At 57.8% G+C, this 20,186-nt stretch carries 23 protein-coding genes; 14 read left to right on the top strand and 9 right to left on the bottom strand.

Features of this window, described 5'->3' with window-relative positions:
• Nucleotides 1–106: 106 nt before the first annotated feature.
• From CXK96_RS01755 to arsC, 3 genes are read right to left on the bottom strand one after another with little or no spacing between them, the layout of a single operon-like run.
• A complete protein-coding gene (locus tag CXK96_RS01755) occupies nt 107–517 on the bottom strand; it encodes a DUF2069 domain-containing protein (RefSeq protein ID WP_102835029.1) in 411 nt (136 codons plus the stop codon).
• Nucleotides 510–1,115: an NAD(P)H:quinone oxidoreductase gene (wrbA, locus tag CXK96_RS01750; RefSeq protein ID WP_102834778.1), complete on the bottom strand. Its 606-nt coding sequence runs from the start codon at nt 1,113–1,115 to the stop codon at nt 510–512. Before wrbA ends, CXK96_RS01755 begins: the two co-directional genes overlap by 8 nt.
• On the bottom strand, nt 1,112–1,465 hold the full coding sequence (gene arsC / locus CXK96_RS01745; protein WP_102834777.1) for an arsenate reductase (glutaredoxin): 354 nt from the start codon (nt 1,463–1,465) through the stop codon (nt 1,112–1,114). The genes wrbA and arsC overlap by 4 nt, the downstream gene beginning before the upstream one ends.
• A 161-nt stretch (nt 1,466–1,626) precedes the next feature.
• Here arsC and CXK96_RS01740 point away from each other — a divergent pair, with 161 nt between their 5' ends.
• Nucleotides 1,627–2,847: a virulence factor BrkB family protein gene (locus tag CXK96_RS01740; RefSeq protein ID WP_102834776.1), complete on the top strand. Its 1,221-nt coding sequence runs from the start codon at nt 1,627–1,629 to the stop codon at nt 2,845–2,847.
• A 34-nt stretch (nt 2,848–2,881) separates the two neighbouring features.
• Nucleotides 2,882–3,343, top strand: coding sequence for a TlpA family protein disulfide reductase (locus tag CXK96_RS01735; RefSeq protein WP_102834775.1), 462 nt, complete (start codon nt 2,882–2,884; stop codon nt 3,341–3,343).
• Between the two features lie 26 nt (nt 3,344–3,369).
• Here the strand turns inward: CXK96_RS01735 and CXK96_RS01730 are convergent, their stop codons facing one another.
• From CXK96_RS01730 to CXK96_RS01715, 4 genes are all read right to left on the bottom strand, one after another.
• On the bottom strand, nt 3,370–3,942 hold the full coding sequence (locus CXK96_RS01730) for a lytic transglycosylase domain-containing protein (RefSeq protein ID WP_102834774.1): 573 nt from the start codon (nt 3,940–3,942) through the stop codon (nt 3,370–3,372).
• Between the two features lie 8 nt (nt 3,943–3,950).
• A complete protein-coding gene (locus CXK96_RS01725) occupies nt 3,951–4,898 on the bottom strand; it encodes a hypothetical protein (RefSeq protein WP_102834773.1) in 948 nt (315 codons plus the stop codon).
• An 8-nt stretch (nt 4,899–4,906) separates the two neighbouring features.
• Nucleotides 4,907–6,622, bottom strand: coding sequence for a proline--tRNA ligase (locus tag CXK96_RS01720; protein WP_102834772.1), 1,716 nt, complete (start codon nt 6,620–6,622; stop codon nt 4,907–4,909).
• Nucleotides 6,623–6,787: 165 nt separating this feature from the next.
• On the bottom strand, nt 6,788–8,101 hold the full coding sequence (locus tag CXK96_RS01715; RefSeq protein ID WP_102834771.1) for an OprD family porin: 1,314 nt from the start codon (nt 8,099–8,101) through the stop codon (nt 6,788–6,790).
• 458 nt (nt 8,102–8,559) lie between these two features.
• On the opposite strand from CXK96_RS01715, the gene CXK96_RS01710 reads away from it, so the two are divergent.
• Both CXK96_RS01710 and CXK96_RS01705 read left to right on the top strand, forming a co-directional pair.
• A complete protein-coding gene (locus CXK96_RS01710; protein ID WP_102834770.1) occupies nt 8,560–8,988 on the top strand; it encodes an HIT family protein in 429 nt (142 codons plus the stop codon).
• Nucleotides 8,988–9,194, top strand: coding sequence for a SlyX family protein (locus tag CXK96_RS01705; protein WP_102834769.1), 207 nt, complete (start codon nt 8,988–8,990; stop codon nt 9,192–9,194). Before CXK96_RS01710 ends, CXK96_RS01705 begins: the two co-directional genes overlap by 1 nt.
• A 51-nt stretch (nt 9,195–9,245) precedes the next feature.
• Here the strand turns inward: CXK96_RS01705 and CXK96_RS21085 are convergent, their stop codons facing one another.
• Complete coding sequence (locus tag CXK96_RS21085) at nt 9,246–9,887, bottom strand: cold-shock protein (RefSeq protein ID WP_102834768.1); 642 nt, start codon at nt 9,885–9,887, stop codon at nt 9,246–9,248.
• A gap of 294 nt (nt 9,888–10,181) precedes the next feature.
• A complete protein-coding gene (locus tag CXK96_RS01695) occupies nt 10,182–10,652 on the bottom strand; it encodes a Dps family protein (RefSeq protein ID WP_045428739.1) in 471 nt (156 codons plus the stop codon).
• Nucleotides 10,653–11,023: 371 nt separating this feature from the next.
• Between CXK96_RS01695 and aspS the strand changes: the two genes are divergently transcribed.
• From aspS to tolB, 10 genes are all read left to right on the top strand, one after another.
• Nucleotides 11,024–12,799: an aspartate--tRNA ligase gene (gene aspS, locus CXK96_RS01690; RefSeq protein WP_102835028.1), complete on the top strand. Its 1,776-nt coding sequence runs from the start codon at nt 11,024–11,026 to the stop codon at nt 12,797–12,799.
• 75 nt (nt 12,800–12,874) lie between these two features.
• Nucleotides 12,875–13,621, top strand: coding sequence for a YebC/PmpR family DNA-binding transcriptional regulator (locus tag CXK96_RS01685; RefSeq protein ID WP_102834767.1), 747 nt, complete (start codon nt 12,875–12,877; stop codon nt 13,619–13,621).
• Nucleotides 13,622–13,770: 149 nt separating this feature from the next.
• A complete protein-coding gene (ruvC, locus tag CXK96_RS01680) occupies nt 13,771–14,295 on the top strand; it encodes a crossover junction endodeoxyribonuclease RuvC (RefSeq protein WP_102834766.1) in 525 nt (174 codons plus the stop codon).
• An 84-nt stretch (nt 14,296–14,379) separates the two neighbouring features.
• Entirely contained in the window at nt 14,380–14,985 is a 606-nt protein-coding gene (gene ruvA, locus CXK96_RS01675) for a Holliday junction branch migration protein RuvA (protein ID WP_102834765.1), read from the top strand.
• A 147-nt stretch (nt 14,986–15,132) separates the two neighbouring features.
• The gene (ruvB, locus tag CXK96_RS01670; RefSeq protein WP_102834764.1) at nt 15,133–16,185 is read left to right on the top strand and encodes a Holliday junction branch migration DNA helicase RuvB; all 1,053 of its coding nucleotides are present in this window, start codon (nt 15,133–15,135) and stop codon (nt 16,183–16,185) included.
• Between the two features lie 51 nt (nt 16,186–16,236).
• Entirely contained in the window at nt 16,237–16,680 is a 444-nt protein-coding gene (ybgC, locus tag CXK96_RS01665; protein WP_019342533.1) for a tol-pal system-associated acyl-CoA thioesterase, read from the top strand.
• 2 nt (nt 16,681–16,682) lie between these two features.
• Complete coding sequence (gene tolQ / locus CXK96_RS01660; RefSeq protein WP_073300710.1) at nt 16,683–17,375, top strand: protein TolQ; 693 nt, start codon at nt 16,683–16,685, stop codon at nt 17,373–17,375.
• A gap of 11 nt (nt 17,376–17,386) precedes the next feature.
• Nucleotides 17,387–17,839 (top strand): protein TolR, encoded by a 453-nt coding sequence (gene tolR, locus CXK96_RS01655; protein WP_102834763.1) that lies wholly within the window; start codon nt 17,387–17,389, stop codon nt 17,837–17,839.
• Entirely contained in the window at nt 17,839–18,843 is a 1,005-nt protein-coding gene (tolA, locus tag CXK96_RS01650; protein WP_102834762.1) for a cell envelope integrity protein TolA, read from the top strand. The genes tolR and tolA overlap by 1 nt, the downstream gene beginning before the upstream one ends.
• Nucleotides 18,840–20,141 (top strand): Tol-Pal system beta propeller repeat protein TolB, encoded by a 1,302-nt coding sequence (gene tolB / locus CXK96_RS01645; protein ID WP_102834761.1) that lies wholly within the window; start codon nt 18,840–18,842, stop codon nt 20,139–20,141. Before tolA ends, tolB begins: the two co-directional genes overlap by 4 nt.
• Nucleotides 20,142–20,186 lie beyond the last annotated feature (45 nt).

Genomic DNA, 20,186 nt, shown 5'->3' with positions numbered 1-20,186 from the left:
GCTGGCTCAGGCTAAATCAAGGTGAAACTGCTGGCGTAGGGTGGGCTTCAGCCCACCAACGCCGTTCAACGTTACCTCAGAATCTTGCGCCTCCCCCCGTCTCGTCTCAGTTCTCGCCTGCCGCTTTGCGGCCGTACTGATAAGCCCAGCGGGTATAGAGCAGGGCGCTTATGAAAAGCGTCAGGCTGATGATCGCTTCCAGCCAGCCGTAGACCATTCGCGCCGGGTTGATAGCGGCAAGTACGCCCTGAATAAAGTACAGATTGACGATAAAGCAGGTCCAGGCATGGGCTCGCGGGCTCCCTGAGATCATCCCTGGCGCCACCAGGAGGAGTGGAATCAGCTGAATGCTGACCACCACCCAGGTCCGCGCGCCGTGCAGGTCGGCAAACGCCAGATTCCAGACCACCAATAGCACGGCCAGTCCAATGAAACTGGCCAGGCTGATGGCGCGACTGAGTTTTACCCGTGGGGTCAGCCATTCGAGCGATGGCAGGGGTTTGGGCTTTCTAGCCACGGTCATTCTCCAAACGCTTGGCGGTCTGCGCGAGGCGTTGGCCCAGTGCGCGGCAAAGATCGATTTCATGCTCGTCCAGCAGCCGCTTTCCATCGGCTCCGGCATGGTGGCTGGGGCCATAGGGCGTGCCGCCGCCGCGAGTCTCAAGCAGGGCGTTTTCGCTGTAGGGCAAACCGAGCACCAGCATGCCGTGGTGAAGCAGGGGCAATAGCATCGACAGCAGAGTGGACTCCTGCCCGCCGTGCAGGCTGGAAGTCGAGGTGAACACGCCGGCTGGTTTGCCTACCAGCTCACCGGTCAGCCAGAGCCCGCTGGTGCCATCGAGAAAGTATTTCAGTGGGGCAGCCATGTTGCCGAAGCGGGTGGGGCTGCCCAACGCCAGACCGGAGCAATGTTTCAGGTCATCCAGCGTTGCGTAGATGGCGCCTTGCTGCGGGATAGCAGGCGCAACAGCCTCGCATTCCGCTGACACGGCCGGTACGGTGCGCAATCTTGCCTCAAGCCCTGCCTGTTCGACGCCACGGGCAATTTGCCGGGCCATTTCCGCAGTGGCGCCGTGGCGGCTGTAATACAGCACAAGGACGTAGGGTGCAGTCATGGCAGTATCTCCAGTACCTTCTCCGGGGGCCGACCAATCACCGCAGTATCGCCAACTACCAGGATCGGGCGTTCGATCAGTTTCGGATGCGCAACCATGGCATCGATGATCTGCTCGTCGGTGAGCGTTGGGTCTGTGAGGTTCAGGGTTTTGTATTCTTCCTCGCCGCTGCGCAGCAGCTGGCGCGGGCTGATGCCCAGTCGGGCAAGGATCTGCCTGAGCTCGTCGGCCGACGGCGGTGTTTCGAGATACCGGATCACGGAAGGGGTGAGGCCGCGTTGTTCGAGCAGCTCCAGGGCGTTTCGTGATTTCGAACAGCGTGGGTTGTGGTAAAGGATCAGGTCGGTCATTTAGGTTGCTTCGCGCCAGTTTAGGCGGCCATTCTAACCCTCAAAGCCGTGGGGCTTGAAACGGTGGTCGCGGAGGGCTGTCTGCCAAGGTAGGCTTTTGTTTGCTATCGGCCTGCGGGCAATCGGTTTTCGACGATCGCGACTGGCACCGAGGGGATTGAATGCATCAACGGATCAAGGATTTTCTGGAGTTCGGTCGTTTTCTGGTGCAGCGCTTCCTCGCGGATCGCGGCCCACACAGCGCTGCCGCATTGACCTATACCACTCTGTTCGCAGTGGTGCCGATGATGACCGTGACTTTCGCCATGCTGTCCGCCATTCCAGCGTTCCAGGGAATCGGTGAGCAGATCCAGGTGTACATCTTCAGCAATTTCATCCCCTCCACTGGTGCGACCATTCAGGACTATCTGGTCGCGTTCACTGACCAGGCGAGGCAGCTGACCTGGTTTGGCGTGGGTTTTCTGATGGCGACCGCATTAATGATGCTGCTGACCATCGAAAAGGCGTTCAACGTGATCTGGCGCGTGCGCCAACCGCGCCGTGGAATCTCAAGCTTCCTGCTGTACTGGGCAATCCTTAGCCTTGGGCCGCTGTTGCTGGGGGCGGGGTTCGCCATGAGCACCTATATCACCTCGTTGTCGCTGATATCGGGACCGCATGCTTTGATCGGTGCACGCACCGTTTTGAAAGCAATGCCGCTGCTGCTCAGTGTTGCGGCGTTCACGCTGATCTACGCGGCGGTGCCGAATACACGCGTGCCGCTGCGGCATGCATTGGTAGGTGGGACCTTTACCGCTGTGCTGTTCGAAACGGCTAAGCAATTGTTCGGCTTGTATGTCAGCTATTTCCCCAGCTACCAGTTGATCTACGGGGCTTTTGCCGCGGTGCCGCTGTTTCTGCTGTGGGTTTACCTTTCCTGGATGATCGTATTGTTCGGCGCCGAACTGGTCTGTGGGTTGTCATCATCGCAGCAGTGGCGGCGGCGTTCGGTACCGCGTCTGCTGGTCATGCTCGGCTTGTTGCGGGTGTTCTACGAAAGCCAAAAGGCCGGGCGTGAGGTTCGCTTGCGCGACGCGCACCGGAGCGGCTGGAGGCTACCCGAGGATGAGTGGGACGAGATCCTGGAATTCTTCGAACAGGAGCAGCTCGTCTGCCGAACCGGCTCGTCCGGTTGGGTGCTTTGTCGCAACCTCAATAGCTACAGCTTTGATCAGCTGTTGCGCTCCAACCCTTGGCCGCTCTCCGGTAAGCAGGCGTTACCGGAGCGTCTGGATGAGCCCTGGTATCCAACGCTGCGCCAATCCATGGAGCTGCTGCAGCGCGAGCAGGCCAACCTCTTTGGTGGTAGCGTCGCAGACTGGCTGCAGTCGCAGCGGGTCTGACGGGCCGATAATCAGCAGCATAAGGTGTACGAGGATGAACAGAGGACTCAGCGGAATGCTCGGTGCCTTCGCCTGTTTGATGCTGGTGGGCTGTAGTGAGGATTGGGGGGCGGACCAGCACGGCGCAGCTGTCACTGCGCAGCAGCTCGACGAGCAGTGGTTGCTGATCAATTACTGGGCCGAATGGTGCGGCCCCTGCCGTACCGAAATCCCGGAATTGAACGCATTGGATCAGTCGCGGAATGACATCACCGTGCTGGGGGTCAATTTTGACGGGCTGCAAGGCGACGAGCTGGCCGCAGCAGCCGAGCAGCTGAACATTGATTTCAGGGTGCTTAGCGTCGATCCGGCGGAGCGGTTGGGTCTTCCGCGCAGTGCAGTGCTGCCGGTGACCTATATCGTCGATTCTGCCGGTGAGGTGCGCGAGAGTCTGGTTGGTGAGCAAACGGCGGAAGGATTGCTGGCTCGGCTGGATAAGCTGCGCAGTGAAGGGTAGCGGCAATTCGCGGTACGCCCGGGGATTTACGGTTTTACGTACCAGAAGTCCTGCCAGAAGCCGATCACCTTTGCTGGGTAGTGATGTTTGCCAAGGCTTCCGTTATAGCGCGCCAGCGCTCGGTTGATATCACCGTTTTCCTTCTTCAGGTAGTAACTGAGGATGGTGCAGCCGTAGCGGAGGTTGGTAGCGTTGTCGGTCAGATTGTCTTGCGGTCGTCCCAGTTCGGCTTTCCAGAAGGGCATCACCTGCATCATGCCCTGCGCGCCGACGCTGGAAATGGCGAAACGGTCGAAGTGGCTTTCAGCATGGATCAGTGCCAGAACGATATCTGGTTTGAGCCCCGCCTTGCTGGCCTCCTGATGCACCAACCGGAGCAAAGTCAGACGCTCCTGCGGGTCACGAACGTAGCGCTTCAGGCGCGTTGACATATCGAGCAGCCAGACTTCGGCATCAAAGCGATCCTGGAAGCTCTCGGCTTCAGCGACGGTGCGCTGCATCAGTTCGCGAAGCTCTGGCTCCGGCGCCTGGCGAACAGTCGCAGAAACTGGCCAGGCAGCGAGCAGTATCAGCAGCCACAGGAGCGGGAGCGGCTTCATGGCGCAGCCTAGTCGCCTTCGCCGGTATCGTGAGCCTGACGACCTGCATCTTGCATCAGGGTCTGGAGAAACTCCTGCTGCAAGTCTGGGTCGTTGCGGGTCAGCTCAATCAAACTCTGTTCAAGCTCGCTGGCTTCCTCCTCCAGGCCAAGCTCTGAAAGCCGCTTGACGCGATGCACCCACTGATTGACATCGTCACCTTCGAGGTCATCGAAGATCAGATCGTGCGCTTCGAGCAGCTTGCCACGTAGTGCGCGGCTGACAAGAAGCGTGGCGTCAGCTCGGGTGCCGTCCTGCGAGTCTTCGACCTGCAACTGGAGTTTGCCTACCTGGCTGATGTCCTGGTCGGCAAAGGGGCCATCAAGCAGATTCAAGCGCAGCACACCGTTGCGGTCGGTGCTAAGTTCGTGCGTCTCGTTAGCTGCGACGACCTGCACCGGACGCTCAGCCCACGGCAGGCTGGAATACTCGAGCCGGGCGTCGCGTCGCTGCTCGTCGAGGCTGGCAAGGTTCTGCTGCGATCGTCCGTTGGACTCGGCATTGATGAAAGGATTGAGACCGGCAAAACCATAGCTGATCCAGTCGCGGGTAGCGCTTTCCGGTAGGTTGCCAAGCAACACCACATTGAGCACATTGGCGCCGACGCCTGCGACCACTGCTACAGCGCCCAGCGGGATTTCGTAGAGCTCGCGCCAGGGTTGGTAGGGCGTATAGCGGTCATAGCGCCGCGTCACCTCGAAGTCAGTCACCTCGAAGGTCTTCTGATCGAGTATGCGGATGCGCCGCTGGGGAAGCTCGAGCAATGGCGCGCCCACCTCTATACGCAGGCTGTGATCGAGCAGTTTGCGTTCGGTGCGGGCTTCTTGTTCGCTGCGTTGAGGCAGCTGATTGGCGCAGCCGCTCATAAAAAGCGCCATGCAAAGCATGACGCTGGTTGAAACACTTCGGTTGAGCATGATTTCCGTCAGCGGCTGGCGCGGGAATTGATGAATTCGAGAATGTCGGCAGCCGGGACGGCCTGGCTTTCGGCATCACGGCGATGCTTATATTCCAGTGTGCCATCGGCTAGACCGCGGTCGCCTACCACTATGCGATGCGGTATCCCTACCAACTCCATATCGGCGAATTTGACGCCTGGACTTGTCTTTTTGTCACGGTCGTCGAGGAGGACATCGTAGCCAGCTGCAGTGAGTTCTGCGTAGAGCTTATCGGTTGCTTCGCGGACGGCCTGGTTTTCATACTTCATCGGGACCAGCGCGATCTGGAACGGGGCGAGCGCCTCCGGCCAGAGGATGCCGCGGTCATCGTAGTTCTGTTCGATTGCGGCCGCGACGACACGAGACACGCCAATGCCGTAACAGCCCATGGTCAGGGTGACGGGCTTGCCGTTCTCGCCCATCACGGTGCAGTTCATCGCTTCGCTGTACTTGGTCCCCAGCTGGAAGATGTGGCCGACTTCGATGCCGCGCTTGATGATCAGCGTGCCGACGCCATCGGGGCTTGGGTCGCCTGCAACCACGTTGCGTAGATCCGCCACCTCAGGTAGCGGGAGGTCACGCTCCCAATTGACGCCGAAGTAGTGCTTGTCCTCCTGATTGGCTCCCGCCACGAAATCGCTCATCAGTGCCACAGAACGATCAATGACGCAGCTGATCGGCAAGTTCAGCGGGCCCAGCGAGCCAGGACCGGCACCCATGACGGCGCGGATTTCTGCTTCGGTCGCGAATACCAGCGGTTGTGCGACCTGAGGCAGATTCGCAGCCTTGATCTCGTTCAGTTCATGGTCACCACGAACGATCAGTGCAACCAGTTGGTCCTTGTCGACGCTCCGCACAAGCAGGGTTTTGATCGTTTTTTCAATAGGCAGTTGAAACTGCTCGACCAGTGCAGCAATCGTCTTACAGTTGGGGGTATCCACCAGACGGAGCTCTTCGGTCGCAGAGCCGCGCTCAGTCTCGCGGGGGATTGCCTCGGCCTTCTCGATGTTGGCTGCGTAATCGGAGCTGTCGCTGAATGCGATATCGTCTTCACCTGACTCGGCCAGTACATGAAACTCATGCGAGCCCGTGCCGCCAATAGAGCCGGTATCTGCCTGAACGGGACGGAAGTTCAATCCCAGACGCGTGAAAATCTTGCAGTACGCCTCATGCATCCGGTCATACGTTTCTTGCAGTGACTGTTGGTCAGCATGGAATGAATAAGCGTCCTTCATGATGAATTCGCGTCCGCGCATCAGGCCGAAGCGAGGACGGATTTCATCGCGAAACTTGGTCTGTATTTGGTAGAAGTTGATCGGCAGTTGCTTGTAGCTGTTCAGCTCATTGCGCGCCAGGTCGGTGATGATCTCTTCGTGAGTCGGGCCAACACAGAATTCGCGGTCATGACGGTCTTTCAGACGCAGCAGCTCAGGGCCGTACTGCTCCCAACGGCCGGTTTCCTGCCAGAGTTCGGCAGGCTGTATCCCAGGCATCAATACTTCCAGCGCGCCGGTCTTGTTCATTTCTTCGCGAACGATGGCCTCGGCCTTGCGTAGCGCGCGCAGCCCCATCGGCATCCAAGTATAGAGGCCGGACGCCAGCTTGCGGATCATCCCGGCACGCAGCATCAGCTGATGGCTGATGACAACAGCGTCGGATGGCGTTTCTTTTAGGGTCGAGAGCAGGAACTGACTGGTGCGCATGTGGGCCGTTGTGTCCTTGCAGAGCGGAGAATTTGGCTCGGCATTGTACGGTGGCGATACGGAGACGTACAGAATCGTTCCGATAGCATGCGCATGCATAAACGAAGAAGCCCGGCGCGGGGCCGGGCTTCTTTTTCAGCTCAAGCTACAGCTGATAGGCCTGTATTACAGGATGCTCAGCGGGTACTCGACGATCAGGCGGGTGTCGCTCAGATCGGTATTGCCGAGGGCGTCGTTAGACTGATAGAACGCCTGACGCACGCGTAGCGAAAGATCTTTCGCAGGGCCGCTCTGGAATACGTACTTACCTTCGATGTCCCATTCGCTTTCTTCGCCGTCCGAGCCAACAGGCATGTCAATATTGCTGCCAGAAACATAGCGGGTCATGAAGCTCAAACCATCAACACCGTATGTCGCCATGTCCAGATCGTAGCGAACCTGCCACGACTGCTCGTCCTTGTTGTTGTAATCGGAGTACTGTACCGAGTTGGCAAGCCAAACGGTGCCGCCACCGTCTACGCCGTAAGCGTAGCCAGTTTGGTAAAGGTCGCCATCGTCATTGACGCTGAAGTAACCACCATGGGACTTCTGGTAGGCCGCGGTGAACTTGTGCCCCGCCATGCCGTAAGTTGCGGCCAAGCTCCAGATCGTGTTGTCTTCATCGCTACCGTTGCCGGTGAATTCAGACTCGTACTCGGTCTGGTAGATGTTGAAGTCAAAGGCCAGTGACTGATCACCGCCCAATGCCATTGAGTAGTTCACGTTGCCGTAATACTTTTCAAACGCGTCTTCAACATCTGAATAATAGAGCGAGCTGCTAAGGCTGTCGCTGAGGGCGTACGTGCCGCCGACGAAATTGATTTCGTCTAAGCCTACGCTGTCGTGATACGTCTGATCTTGAGCGTTGAGTTGAGTGAACCGACCAGCGTTCAGCTCCAGTCCGCTAATCTCGCTGCTAGTAATGATTGCGCCTTGAGCTGTCTCTGGCAGCAGGCGGCTATCGTCAGTAGAGAACACAGGCAGTGCGACAAACTGAGTGCCGTATTTCAGCACTGTGTCTGAAGCGCGAAATTTAACTGCAGCGCCCGCTTCTGAATAGTCATCCTGAGCGCGGCTGTCTGAACCTGTAGGGAACAGGCCATTGCCGCGGCGACCACGACCAGTGTCCAGTTTCACGCCAAGTAGGCCAATAGCGTCAACGCCCACACCGATTGTGCCTTGGGTAAAGCCAGATTCGAAGGTGCCAATGAAGCCGTGGCCCCACTCCTCACGATAGCTTTGACGGTTGCCGTCTATGCCGTCGTCGCGGCTGAACCCATCGTCGCGAGCGTCACGGTTCATATACAGGTTACGGTTTAGGACGGTCAGGCTGCTGCCTTCCACAAAGCCTTCCGATTCGGACTGGCTGGATGCAAAAGCCATCTGCGACGTGCCGGCCGCAACGGCCATTGCAATAACGCTCCACTTCATCACTTGCATTGTGATTGCTCCTTTGGTTTCAAATTGGTGCTTGCTTTCCTGCGTGCGCCGGAAAGAGGCATCTTTATTTTCGGTATACAAGCTCAATTGAGTCCTTCGTTTGCCTAGCTGGTCGTGACCTGCAGCAAGCCTGGAATGTATTTCCGAGAATTACTGTGTAGCTGGGTAAACTGGCGCGAGCAAGCTTAACTCAGCTATCCGCGATTTTCTTCCCCCGTTCATGCAGCTTTTTTGTTCAAAGCAATAACCGTGCACAAAATTCATTCACTGATTTTTCGCGCCGATTCGAGCCGAGGCATGTTGCCGCTTGCGCTAAAGCAGGGCTGGTTCCTGACCTGATTGCACCTCGCCGGAGCACGTTGCCTTGCTGATCGCTTTCGGGTGCTGGAGTATCCTGCCGCAAACGACCAGACAAAGCTTAGCTGGCGCCGACATCAAATTAGGCAAAGGAGACGGTTATGTTCGTTCTCGATGAACGTTTGCAGCAGGACACGGTGACGCTGGGTGATTTTCCGTTATGCCGGTTGCTGTTAATGAATGATGCCAGTTATCCATGGTTCATCCTGGTGCCCCGTCGAGAGGCGGTCAGTGAGCTCTTTCAGCTGGATCCCGCCGATCAGCAACTGTTGTGGCGAGAGGCGACGGCCCTGGCGGAAATGCTCAAAGACACCTTTGGCGCGGACAAGATGAATGTGGCAACACTGGGCAATGTCGTGAGCCAATTGCATGTGCATGTGATTGCCCGGCGTCGGGACGACGCCGCTTGGCCGGCCCCGGTGTGGGGCTTCCAGTCGACCAAACCTTATAGTGAAGCGCAGCTGACGGGCATCAGGCAAAAGCTGAAGCTCGTCCTCGCTAATGGCTTTCAGTTCGAGGAGGACAGGTAATGGAATTGGAACAACGCATTGCCGACCTGGAAGCGCGCCTGGCTTTTCAGGACGACACTATCCAGACACTAAGCGATGTGCTGGTCGCACAGCAGCGTACGGTCGACCGGCTGCAGGCGCAATTGGGCTTGCTCGCAAGGCGGCAGGAAGACCTGCAAAGCAGGGTGGAGGGGGAGGGAGACGAAGCGCCCCCGCCCCATTATTGACAGGGCGGCGGCGTTATAACAGTAGAGAGCGCTGGCGCCCTGCCTGAGCAGTCAGTGGCTCGGCTGATCGGCGACTACGTCTTCAGCCTGAAGGCCTTTGTCGCGCATCATGATTGTGAATTCGACGCGTTGGCCTTCGACCAGTACCCGGTGGCCTTCGCCTCGAATTGCCCGGAAGTGGACAAAGACGTCGTCGCCACTGTCACGGGAAATGAAACCGAAACCCTTTGAAGTATTGAACCACTTGACGGTGCCAGTCTCGCGTCCTGCTGTCGGAGCAGTGGCGTGGCTGGGCTGGGCTTTGCGGATTTTGCCAGAGCCGCGGTTGGAGCTGCTCGCGCTTGGGGCCTTGGTTTGGCTTGTTGCCAATTGCAGCAGTACGGCGATAAAAGCGAGCATGAGACTGGCCAAGGTTGCCGGCTGGCCTGCGACGCTGGCGACTGGAATCAATACGATGGCAGTCTGGATGGCGACTGAAGCGATTAGCAGTGCGGATGCGCCGAATAAAAGCGGACGGGCATGACCGTTGGTGTTCAGTTGAGTTGAGGCGGCGAACTGCACGTTCAGCAGGCCCAGAAGCAGCAGGCACAACGCTGCAGGCTGAACCAGCAGAGGCATGGCGCCGGTCAAGCTGGGTACGAACGATAACAAAAGGGCGGCTACGCCCGTTAATACGTGAAGGATCTTAAGCATTCTTATGACTCGCAGTTAAATAGCACGACAGAAAACGGCAGGCTTTCGGGCAAGTGGAGACGCTGAGCGTAAGTGCGGCGATCGCTCATATTTGATGGTGCCCGGCCTACGGCGCGCGCGAATTTAACAGTAAAGAGTGGCGTCGCTCAATTCGATAAGGTTGAGGTTGGCGATTGAGCGAGGGTGAGATGGGTCGTGTTGAGCTTTCCAGCGTTCGGTTTGCTTTGGAGGGGTTTCGGCGGGATAACCGCTCATGCGGCTATCCCAGTTGCACGCGGGTACGCTTGCTAGCGGTCAGGCAGCCAGCAGGCTGCGCAGCATCCAAGCGGTTTTTTCGTGAATCTGCATGCGCTGAGTCAGTAGGTCAGCAGTAGGCTCGTCGCTTACCTTTTCCAGTAGCGGGAAAATGCCGCGTGCCGTGCGGACTACGGCCTCCTGGCCTTCAACCAGGAGTTTGATCATCTCTTCAGCTGCAGGGATGCCCTCTTGCTCCTTGATTGATGAAAGCTTCGAATAGGCCGCGTAAGTGCCCGGAGCAGGAAAGCCCAGCGCGCGGATCCGCTCAGCAATGTCATCCACAGCCAGTGCCAGTTCGGTGTACTGCGTCTCGAACATAGTGTGCAGGGTGTTGAACATCGGCCCTGTCACGTTCCAGTGGAAGTTGTGAGTCTTCAGGTACAGGGTGTAGGTGTCGGCCAGCAGGCGGGACAAGCCCTCCGCAATAGCGGCGCGATCCTGTTCGGCAATACCGATGTCGATTTCCATGGTTCTCTCCTGTTTGGTGAATTCGCGGACATTTATGCCAGAAAACGAGAGTCTTTGGTGAGGCGCTGTGCTGGCAGCGGCGATCTAGAGGTTGGAAGGGTGGTGACGGCTTCCGTTCAATACCGGTGGTTATGGGCTCGATTGCTTGACCCTATCGGCAGTCGGCTGCGTTGAAATGATTATGCAGATATAATCCCGCGCTTGTGTCGGGCGGCTGGTTTTGCCGTGCGAGGAAGTACTGAGGTGCTGGTGCTTGATCCCTCCATTGCCGACGATTGACATCTCAGGCAGCGCGCCGGTTGGCAGCCGTCTGCACAGTCGCGATTCGAGCGACCCAACGAATTTTCAAGATGCGAGAAGCGAACCTCACCATGATGCGCAGCCACTATTGCGGCCAGTTGAACGAAAGCCTGGACGGCCAGGAAATCACTCTTTGCGGCTGGGTTCACCGTCGCCGCGATCACGGCGGGGTCATTTTCCTCGATGTGCGTGACCGTGAGGGCCTGGCTCAGGTCGTGTTCGATCCCGACCGAGCCGAAACCTTCGCCGCCGCAGACAAGGTGCGCAGCGAGTACGTAATCAAGATTACCGGCAAGGTGCGCTTGCGCCCGGCCGGTGCGGTTAATCCGAACATGACCTCTGGCGCTATCGAAGTGCTGGGTTACGAGCTCGAAGTCCTCAACGAGGCGGAAACCCCACCGTTCCCCCTCAATGAGTACAGCGATGTGGGTGAGGAAACTCGTCTGCGTTATCGCTTCATTGATCTGCGCCGGCCGGAGATGGCCGAGAAGCTCAAGCTGCGCTCGAGAATCACTGCCAGCATTCGCCGCTACCTCGACGAGAATGGCTTTCTCGACGTGGAAACGCCCATTCTCGGGCGCCCGACTCCTGAGGGTGCGCGTGATTATCTGGTGCCTAGCCGGACTCATGCCGGTAACTTCTTCGCGTTGCCGCAGTCACCACAGCTGTTCAAGCAGCTGCTGATGGTTGCGGGTTTCGACCGCTACTACCAAATCGCCAAGTGCTTCCGCGATGAAGACCTGCGTGCAGACCGCCAGCCGGAATTCACCCAGATCGACATTGAAACCAGCTTCCTCGAAGAGTCCGACATCATCGGAATCACCGAAGGCATGGTGCGCAAGCTGTTCAAGGAAGTACTGGGCGTCGAGTTCGGCGAGTTTCCGCATATGCCGTTCGAAGAAGCCATGCGTCGCTATGGCTCTGACAAGCCGGATCTGCGTATTCCGCTGGAATTGGTTGATGTTGCCGATCAGCTGCAGCACGTTGAATTCAAGGTGTTCAGCGGTCCGGCAAATGATCCCAAGTGCCGCGTCGCCGCGCTGCGTGTCCCGGGCGGTGCGAGCATGCCGCGCAAACAGATCGACGACTACACCAAGTTCGTCGGCATTTACGGTGCTAAGGGGCTGGCGTACATCAAGGTCAACGAGCGGGTTAAAGGCGTCGAGGGACTGCAGTCTCCGATCGTGAAGAATATCCCGGAAGACAAGCTCAACGTGATACTCGACCGGGTTGGTGCTGTCGACGGCGACATCGTCTTCTTTGGTGCGGATAAGGCCAGGATCGTATCCGAGGCGCTCGGTGCGCTGCGCATCAAGCTTGGCCATGACCTGAAGCTGCTGACCTGCGAGTGGGCGCCGATGTGGGTGGTCGACTTCCCGATGTTCGAGGAGAACGATGACGGCTCGCTCAGTGCGCTGCATCACCCGTTCACAGCGCCGAAATGCACGCCAAAAGAACTCGAGGCCAACCCTGCAGGTGCGCTGTCGCGTGCTTATGACATGGTGCTCAATGGCACTGAGTTGGGTGGCGGTTCGATCCGTATTCACCGCAAAGAAATGCAGCAGACGGTATTCCGCATACTGGGCATCGATGAAGCAGAGCAGGACGAAAAGTTTGGCTTCCTGCTCGACGCGCTCAAGTTCGGTGCACCGCCGCATGGTGGGTTGGCGTTCGGCCTCGACCGTCTGGTGATGCTGATGACCGGCGCGCAATCGATTCGTGAAGTCATCGCCTTCCCGAAAACCCAGAGTGCCGCGGACGTCATGACACAGGCGCCAGGTGCGGTGGATGGCAAGGCGCTGCGTGAATTGCATATTCGCCTGCGTGAGCAGCCGAAAGCCGAATGACGGCACAAGAGCCCAGGGAAACCTGGGCTCTTGGTTTCAGCAAGATGAAAAGTTGATCGGAAAGGGGGGCAGTTAATGGCTGGTCATTCCAAATGGGCCAACATCAAGCACCGCAAAGGGCGTCAGGACGCCAAGCGCGGCAAGATCTTTACCAAGCTCATTCGCGAGCTGACGGTCGCCGCCAAGAGCGGGGCTATTCCAGCGGACAATCCCCGCCTGCGTTTGGCGGTCGATAAAGCGTTGGTTGCAAATATGTCGCGCGACGTGATTGACCGTGCCATTGCGCGCGGCGCGGGCAATAACGACGCCGATAACGTGGTCGAGCTGACCTACGAAGGCTACGCGCCTAGCGGTGTCGCCATCATTGTCGAGGCTATGACCGACAACCGTAACCGTACGGCCGCAGAAGTGCGTCATGCCTTCAGCAAGCACGGCGGCAATCTCGGTACGGATGGGTCGGTGGCCTACATGTTTGATCGCAAGGGGCAGATCAGCTTTGCGACGGGCGTAGAAGAGGACGCATTGATGGAGGCGGCGCTGGAAGCCGGCGCCGACGATGTGGAAATGGGCGAAGACGGCTCGGCTCTGGTGTCTACCAGCTTTACAGATTTTCACGCCGTCAATGAAGCGTTGGATGCGGCCGGGTTCAAGGGTGACGAGGCGGACATCGCCATGATCCCGTCGATCGCTGCGCCGGTCACTGATCTGGAAACTGCGCAGAAAGTGCTTCGCCTGATTGATGCGCTGGAAGATCTGGATGACGTACAGAACGTCTACCATAACGCCGAGATTCCGGATGAGGTTATGGAGCAGCTGGACTGACCCGTTGCGATAGACAAAGAACCGGAAGTCACCAAAGGTGCTTCCGGTTTTTTTTTTCGAGGAGTGTCTGCTGCCTCGTTATGTCTCTGGCCGTCGAGAAGGGGCGTCCTTATACTGGCGGCTGGATAAATAGACAGTATGGCGGTGTCATGACGCTAATTCTCGGGATAGACCCGGGCTCACGAATCACCGGCTACGGCGTGGTGCGGGATAACGGTCGCACCTGCGAGTATGTGGCGTCGGGCTGCATACGCACGGGCAGTGGTGAGCTTTCGTCACGCTTGCAGGCAGTATTCTGCGGTGTCAGCGAAGTCATTCGTCTGCATGGTCCGGTGACGATGGGCATCGAGCAGGTGTTCATGGCGCGTAACGCCGATTCGGCTTTAAAGCTGGGGCAGGCGAGGGGGGCTGCAATAGTCGCCGCTGCCGAGCAGGGCCTCGAGATCTCCGAATACACCGCCACGCAGGTGAAACAGGCGATTGCAGGAACCGGCGGGGCGGACAAGCAGCAGGTCCAAATGATGGTAATGCACCTGCTGAAATTGACCCAGAAACCGCAAATTGATGCCTCTGACGCTCTGGCAATTGCCTTGTGCCATGCACATCATCGTCAAAGTCTGATTCCGCATGGCCTTGCTGGTGCTAAGCGAAGAGCCGGACGCCTGCGCCTGTAGTCGACCGCTCCGGCGTTGATGCCCGAGGGCAGGTTATGAACAATCCGGATCGGTTGCGAATCGATCGAACGAGGACGTATCACAGTGATTGGACGCTTGCGCGGGACCCTGGCGGAGAAACAGCCGCCTCATCTGATTCTTGACGTCAATGGCATCGGTTATGAGCTTGAGGTGCCAATGACCACTCTTTATCGCCTGCCGACGGTGGGTGAGCAGGTCACGCTGCATACCCATCTGGTGGTGCGTGAAGACGCGCATCTGCTGTATGGCTTTGCTGAAAAGCGCGACCGAGAGCTATTCAGGGAGCTGATTCGGCTCAACGGTGTCGGGCCGAAGCTCGCCCTGGCGTTGATGTCTGGCCTTGAAGTGGATGAGCTGGTGCGCTGTGTTCAGGCGCAGGATACTTCGGTGCTGGTCAAGATCCCTGGGGTCGGCAAGAAGACCGCCGAGCGCCTGCTGGTCGAGCTGAAGGATCGTTTCAAGGCCTGGGAGACCATGCCGTCCATCGCCACGCTTGTAGTGGAACCTCGAGGTGCTGTGGCAGTCTCAAGCGCCGAGAGCGACGCAGTCAGCGCATTGATTTCCCTTGGCTTCAAACCGCAAGAGGCGAGCCGAGCCGTATCCGCCGTACAGGAAGAAGATTTGAGCAGTGAAGACCTGATCCGCCGTGCACTGAAGGGAATGGTCTAACGTGCGATATCAAATGTTCACCACGGCGTTGGTCACGAGGCGGATTTGTGTGTCTCTACTTTCCTCTGTTGCCGCGTCCGCGTTGCGCCAGGCATCGCTATTCGTGACAGATCTGCCTGAAGCGGAATTGGCGGAAGGTGGGTGCTCATGATCGAAGCTGATCGGCTCATCACGGCCACTGGCCGGGAACGCGAAGAACAGTTCGATCGTGCGATCCGGCCGCTGAGCCTGGCCGAATACATCGGTCAGCCGGTAGTACGCGAGCAGATGGACCTCTTCATCCGTGCAGCGCGTGGGCGCAAAGAATCGTTGGATCACACGCTGATCTTTGGTCCGCCGGGCCTGGGCAAGACCACGCTCGCCAACATCATCGCGCAGGAAATGGGCGTCTCGATCAAAAGCACCTCGGGGCCTGTGCTCGAGCGGCCGGGCGATCTGGCGGCGCTGCTGACGAACCTGGAAGAAGGTGATGTGCTGTTCGTCGACGAGATCCATCGGCTGTCGCCAATCGTGGAAGAAGTGCTTTATCCCGCAATGGAGGATTTTCAGCTCGATATCATGATTGGTGAAGGGCCCGCCGCACGTTCGATCAAGCTCGACCTGCCGCCGTTCACCCTGGTTGGCGCGACGACGCGGGCAGGCATGCTCACCAATCCGCTGCGCGACCGTTTCGGCATCGTCCAGCGTCTCGAGTTCTACTCGACGGCTGACCTAGCAACAATTGTCACTCGGTCAGCCGGAATTCTCGGTCTCCCCATCGAGGCGGAAGGGGCTGTCGAAATCGCCCGGCGCGCCCGCGGTACCCCGCGTATTGCCAATCGCCTGCTCCGTCGGGTGCGCGACTTCGCCGAAGTGCGCGGCAATGGCGAGATCAGCCGTAATACGGCAGACCTCGCGCTGAACATGCTCGATGTCGACGAGCGCGGCCTGGATCATCAGGATCGCCGGTTGCTGCTGACGCTGATCGAGAAGTTCGATGGCGGTCCGGTTGGTATCGACAGCCTGGCGGCTGCCATCAGCGAAGAGCGTCATACCATCGAGGATGTGCTTGAACCCTATCTGATCCAGCAGGGTTACATCATGCGTACCCCGAGGGGGCGCGTCGTCACGCGGCACGCCTATTTGCACTTTGGATTGAACCTGCCGAAACGTCTGGGAGATACACCGACTCCCGATCTTTTCAGTGGCGACACAGAGTGACGAAAATTTCTTTGTTTTACCCAATTGGCAATTGCAGGGCCTGGCACTAGTATGCGCGCGGAATCACAAGCTCAATTGTTCTCCCATCGTTGTCGCGTTTACTACGAAGATACCGATGCGGGCGGCATCGTTTATTACGTCAATTACCTCAAGTTCATGGAGCGGGCCCGTACCGAACGGTTGCGCAGCCTGGGTTTTGCCCAGTCGCAGCTGGTCGGTGAAGACCTGCTTTTTGTCGTGCATTCCAGTGAGGCGCGTTATCACGCGCCGGCGCGTCTGGACGACGAATTGCTGGTGACAGCCGAAGTGGTCGAAGTGAAGCGTGCAAGCCTGCGTTTCAAACAGCAGGTGCGGCGAGCTGATGATGATGTACTGCTCTGCGAGGGGCAGTTCGTGGTGGCGTGTGTGCGCACCGAGAGTTTGAAACCCCGTCCTATCCCAGAGCTGCTGCGTGCCGCTTTCGTCAGGTCGGGTCTACCCCCAGCAGGAGAGTAAGCGTGGAATCCAACGTCGATCATATGTCCATGTGGAGCCTGATCAGCAACGCCAGCTTTGTGGTTCAGCTGGTGATGCTGATTCTTGTAGGCGCCTCGGTGACCTCATGGATCTTGATATTTCAGCGCGGCAATATGATCCGCGCCGCCAAGCGTTCTCTGGATGCTTTCGAGGAGCGTTTCTGGTCGGGCATCGACCTGTCCAAACTTTATCGGCAGGCTGGAAGCAATCCGGACCCGGACTCGGGTGTCGAGCAGATCTTTCGTGCTGGTTTCAAGGAGTTTTCCCGCCTGCGTCAACAGCAGGGCGTCGACCCAGACGCGGTGATGGACGGCGTAAACCGTGCAATGCGAGTGGCCATCTCTCGCGAAGAAGAAAAGCTAGAGCAGGGCCTGCCGTTCCTGGCAACTGTGGGTTCCACCAGTCCCTATATCGGCCTGTTTGGTACTGTGTGGGGCATCATGAACTCTTTCCGCGGACTGGCTCAGGTTCAGCAAGCCACGCTGGCCACGGTTGCGCCAGGTATTGCTGAAGCGCTGATTGCCACAGCAATCGGTCTTTTTGCGGCAATTCCAGCGGTCATTGCTTACAACCGTTTCGCGGCGCGTGGCGAGATGCTCATCGGTCGTTACTACACCTTTGCCGACGAGTTCCAGGCGATCCTCCATCGCAAAGTTCACACCTCCGAAGATTGAGGCCGTAGGCCATGGCAAGAATTCGCAACAGACGCAAACCCGTCGCCGAGATGAACGTAGTGCCGTACATCGACGTGATGCTGGTCCTGCTGGTGATCTTCATGGTGACCGCTCCGATGCTCAACCAAGGCGTGAAAGTCGACTTGCCGAAAGTGAGCAGCGAGGTGCTGCCGCAGGATAATGATGCGCAGGTCCTGACAATCTCGATCAAGGCCGACAAGACTTACTACTGGAATATCGGTAGTGAGGTTGATACGGATACCGTCCAGGATAAGGCGCTGACACTCGACGAAATGACCAAGGCGGTCACCGCGATCATGAACCAGAACCGTAGTCAGGGTAAGCAGATCCAGGTCTTCGTGCGAGGCGATAAAGCCGTGGATTATGGTTCGGTAATGGCGGCTATGGGTGGGTTGCAGGAGGCGGGCGTAGGTAACGTCGGCCTGATTACCGAGGCGCCTTGATGCAGCAGCCGGATCGTTCGCGCTCTGAGAGCCTCTATTGGCCCACCATTCTGGCGGTGGGCCTGCATGTAATCATTTTTGCGACGCTGTTCGTCAGCTTTGCCATGACGCCAGAACTACCGCCGTCCAAGCCTATCGTCCAGGCCACCCTGTATCAGCTCAAGTCCCAGAGTCAGGCGAAGGTACAGACGAATCAGAAAATCGCCGGCGAAGCGCAGAAGACCGCAGCAAAGCAATATGAAGCCGAGCAGTTGGAGCAGCGCAAGGTAGAGCAACAAAAGCAGGCGGCCGCAAAAGCTGCGGAACAAAAAAAGGCTGACGAGGCTCGAAAGGCCGAGGCAGCGAAGGCTGATGCGGCAAAGAAAGCCTCCGAAGCCAAGAAAGCTGACGAGGCAAAGAAAGCCGAGCAACAGAAGCAGGCGGAGATCGCCAAGAAAAAAGCGGCCGAAGAAGCACAGAAGAAGAAAGCCGCTGAGGAAGCAAAGAAGAAGGCAGCAGCCGAAGCGGCGAAAAAGAAAGCTGCAGAAGATGCGAAGAAAAAAGCGGCCGCTGAGGCAGCAAAGAAGAAAGCCGCCGAGGAGGCAAAAAAGAAAGCTGCAACCGAGGCCGCCCGCAAAGCTGCTGAAGACAAGAAGGCACAGGCATTGGCCGAGCTGCTTTCCGATGATACGGAGCGACAGCAGGCGCTGGCTGATACCCAGGGCGATCAGACCTCCGGGAATTTCGACGATCTGATTCGCATGCGTGCCGCTGAAAACTGGACCCGGCCACCGTCGGCTCGAAACAACATGTCGGTTACGCTACGAGTCAACATGCTGCCGGACGGCACCATTACCGCTGCGACAGTTTCACGTTCAAGTGGTGATGCTCCGTTCGACAGTTCCGCGGTAGCGGCAGTAAAGAATATTGGTCGGCTGACCGAAATGCAGGGGCTCTCTGCTCAGGACTTTCAGCCGTATCGCTCGTTCACGATGACATTTACGCCTGAGGATCTAGCGTTGTGATCAATTACCTTCGAGGTTTCATCGTTCTTCTCCTGTTCGTATTGGGCAGTGCCGTCGCTCAGGAGAAAAACATCGTCGTTACCAGCGGTGCCGATCGCGCCATTCCTATCGCGGTGGTTCCGTTTGGCTGGCAGGGCGGTACCGTGCTGCCTGAAGACATGGCCGAGATAATCGGCAATGACATGCGCAATACTGGAATCTTTCAACCTATTCCCAAGCAGAACATGATCAGTCTGCCCACCCGCGGCTCAGAGATCATTTTTCGTGACTGGAAGGCTCTCGGCGCGCAATACGTCATGGTCGGAAACATCACGCCAGGCGCCGGCAAGCTGCAGATTCGCTATGAAGTGTTCAACGTAACTACCGAGCAGCAAGTTTTGACCGGCACCGTCGGTGGTGCTCAGGACCAACTGCGAGACATGGCGCATTACGCGTCCGATCAGGCTTTTGAAAAGCTCACAGGTATAAAAGGCGCGTTCTCGACTCGCCTTCTGTATGTCACCGTTGAGCGTCTTGGCGGTGCGAATACGCGCTATACCCTGCAGCGTTCCGATTATGACGGTGCTCGTGCAGTAACCTTGCTTCAGTCCCGCGAGCCGATTCTCTCTCCACGCTACTCGCCTGATGGACGCCGCATCGCCTACGTCTCGTTCGAGCAAAAACGCCCGCGGATTTTCATCCAGCATGTCGATACCGGCCGTCGCGAACAGATCACTAATTTTGAAGGGCTAAACGGGGCGCCAGCGTTTTCGCCGGATGGCAATCGCCTTGCATTCGTGTTGTCGAAGGACGGCAATCCCGAGATCTATGTGATGGACCTCGGCTCGCGTCAACTCCAGCGGCTTACCGATCATTATGCAATCGACACTGAGCCTTTCTGGGGCGCTGATGGCCAGACCATCTATTTCACCTCAGACCGTGCCGGCAAACCGCAGATCTACAAGCAGCGTCTGGGAACCAATAACGCCGAGCGCGTTACCTTTGTTGGCAACTACAACGCCAACCCGAAGCTGTCTGCAGATGAAAAGACGCTGGTCATGATTCACCGTCAGGAGGGCTACACGAACTTCAAGGTGGCGGCGCAAGACTTGCAGCGTGGGAATCTGCGCATTCTTTCCGAGACAAGTTTAGATGAGTCGCCCACTGTTGCGCCTAATGGCACCATGCTAATCTACGCGACCCGCCAGCAGGGCCGGGGAGTCTTGATGCTCGTATCAATCAATGGTCGAGTTAGGCTCCCGCTTCCTACTGCTCAAGGCGAAGTCCGTGAGCCATCGTGGTCCCCTTACCTGAACTGATGCGGTATCAACGCTTTACTAACCAAAACACACCTGGGGTTGTTA

The sequence above is a fragment of the Stutzerimonas stutzeri genome, from assembly GCF_002890895.1.
In the GTDB taxonomy this organism is placed as follows: Bacteria; Pseudomonadota; Gammaproteobacteria; order Pseudomonadales; family Pseudomonadaceae; genus Stutzerimonas; species Stutzerimonas stutzeri_AB.
The sequence above is the reverse complement of the archived record's forward strand: the minus strand, read 5'-3'. Positions and strand labels throughout refer to the sequence as shown.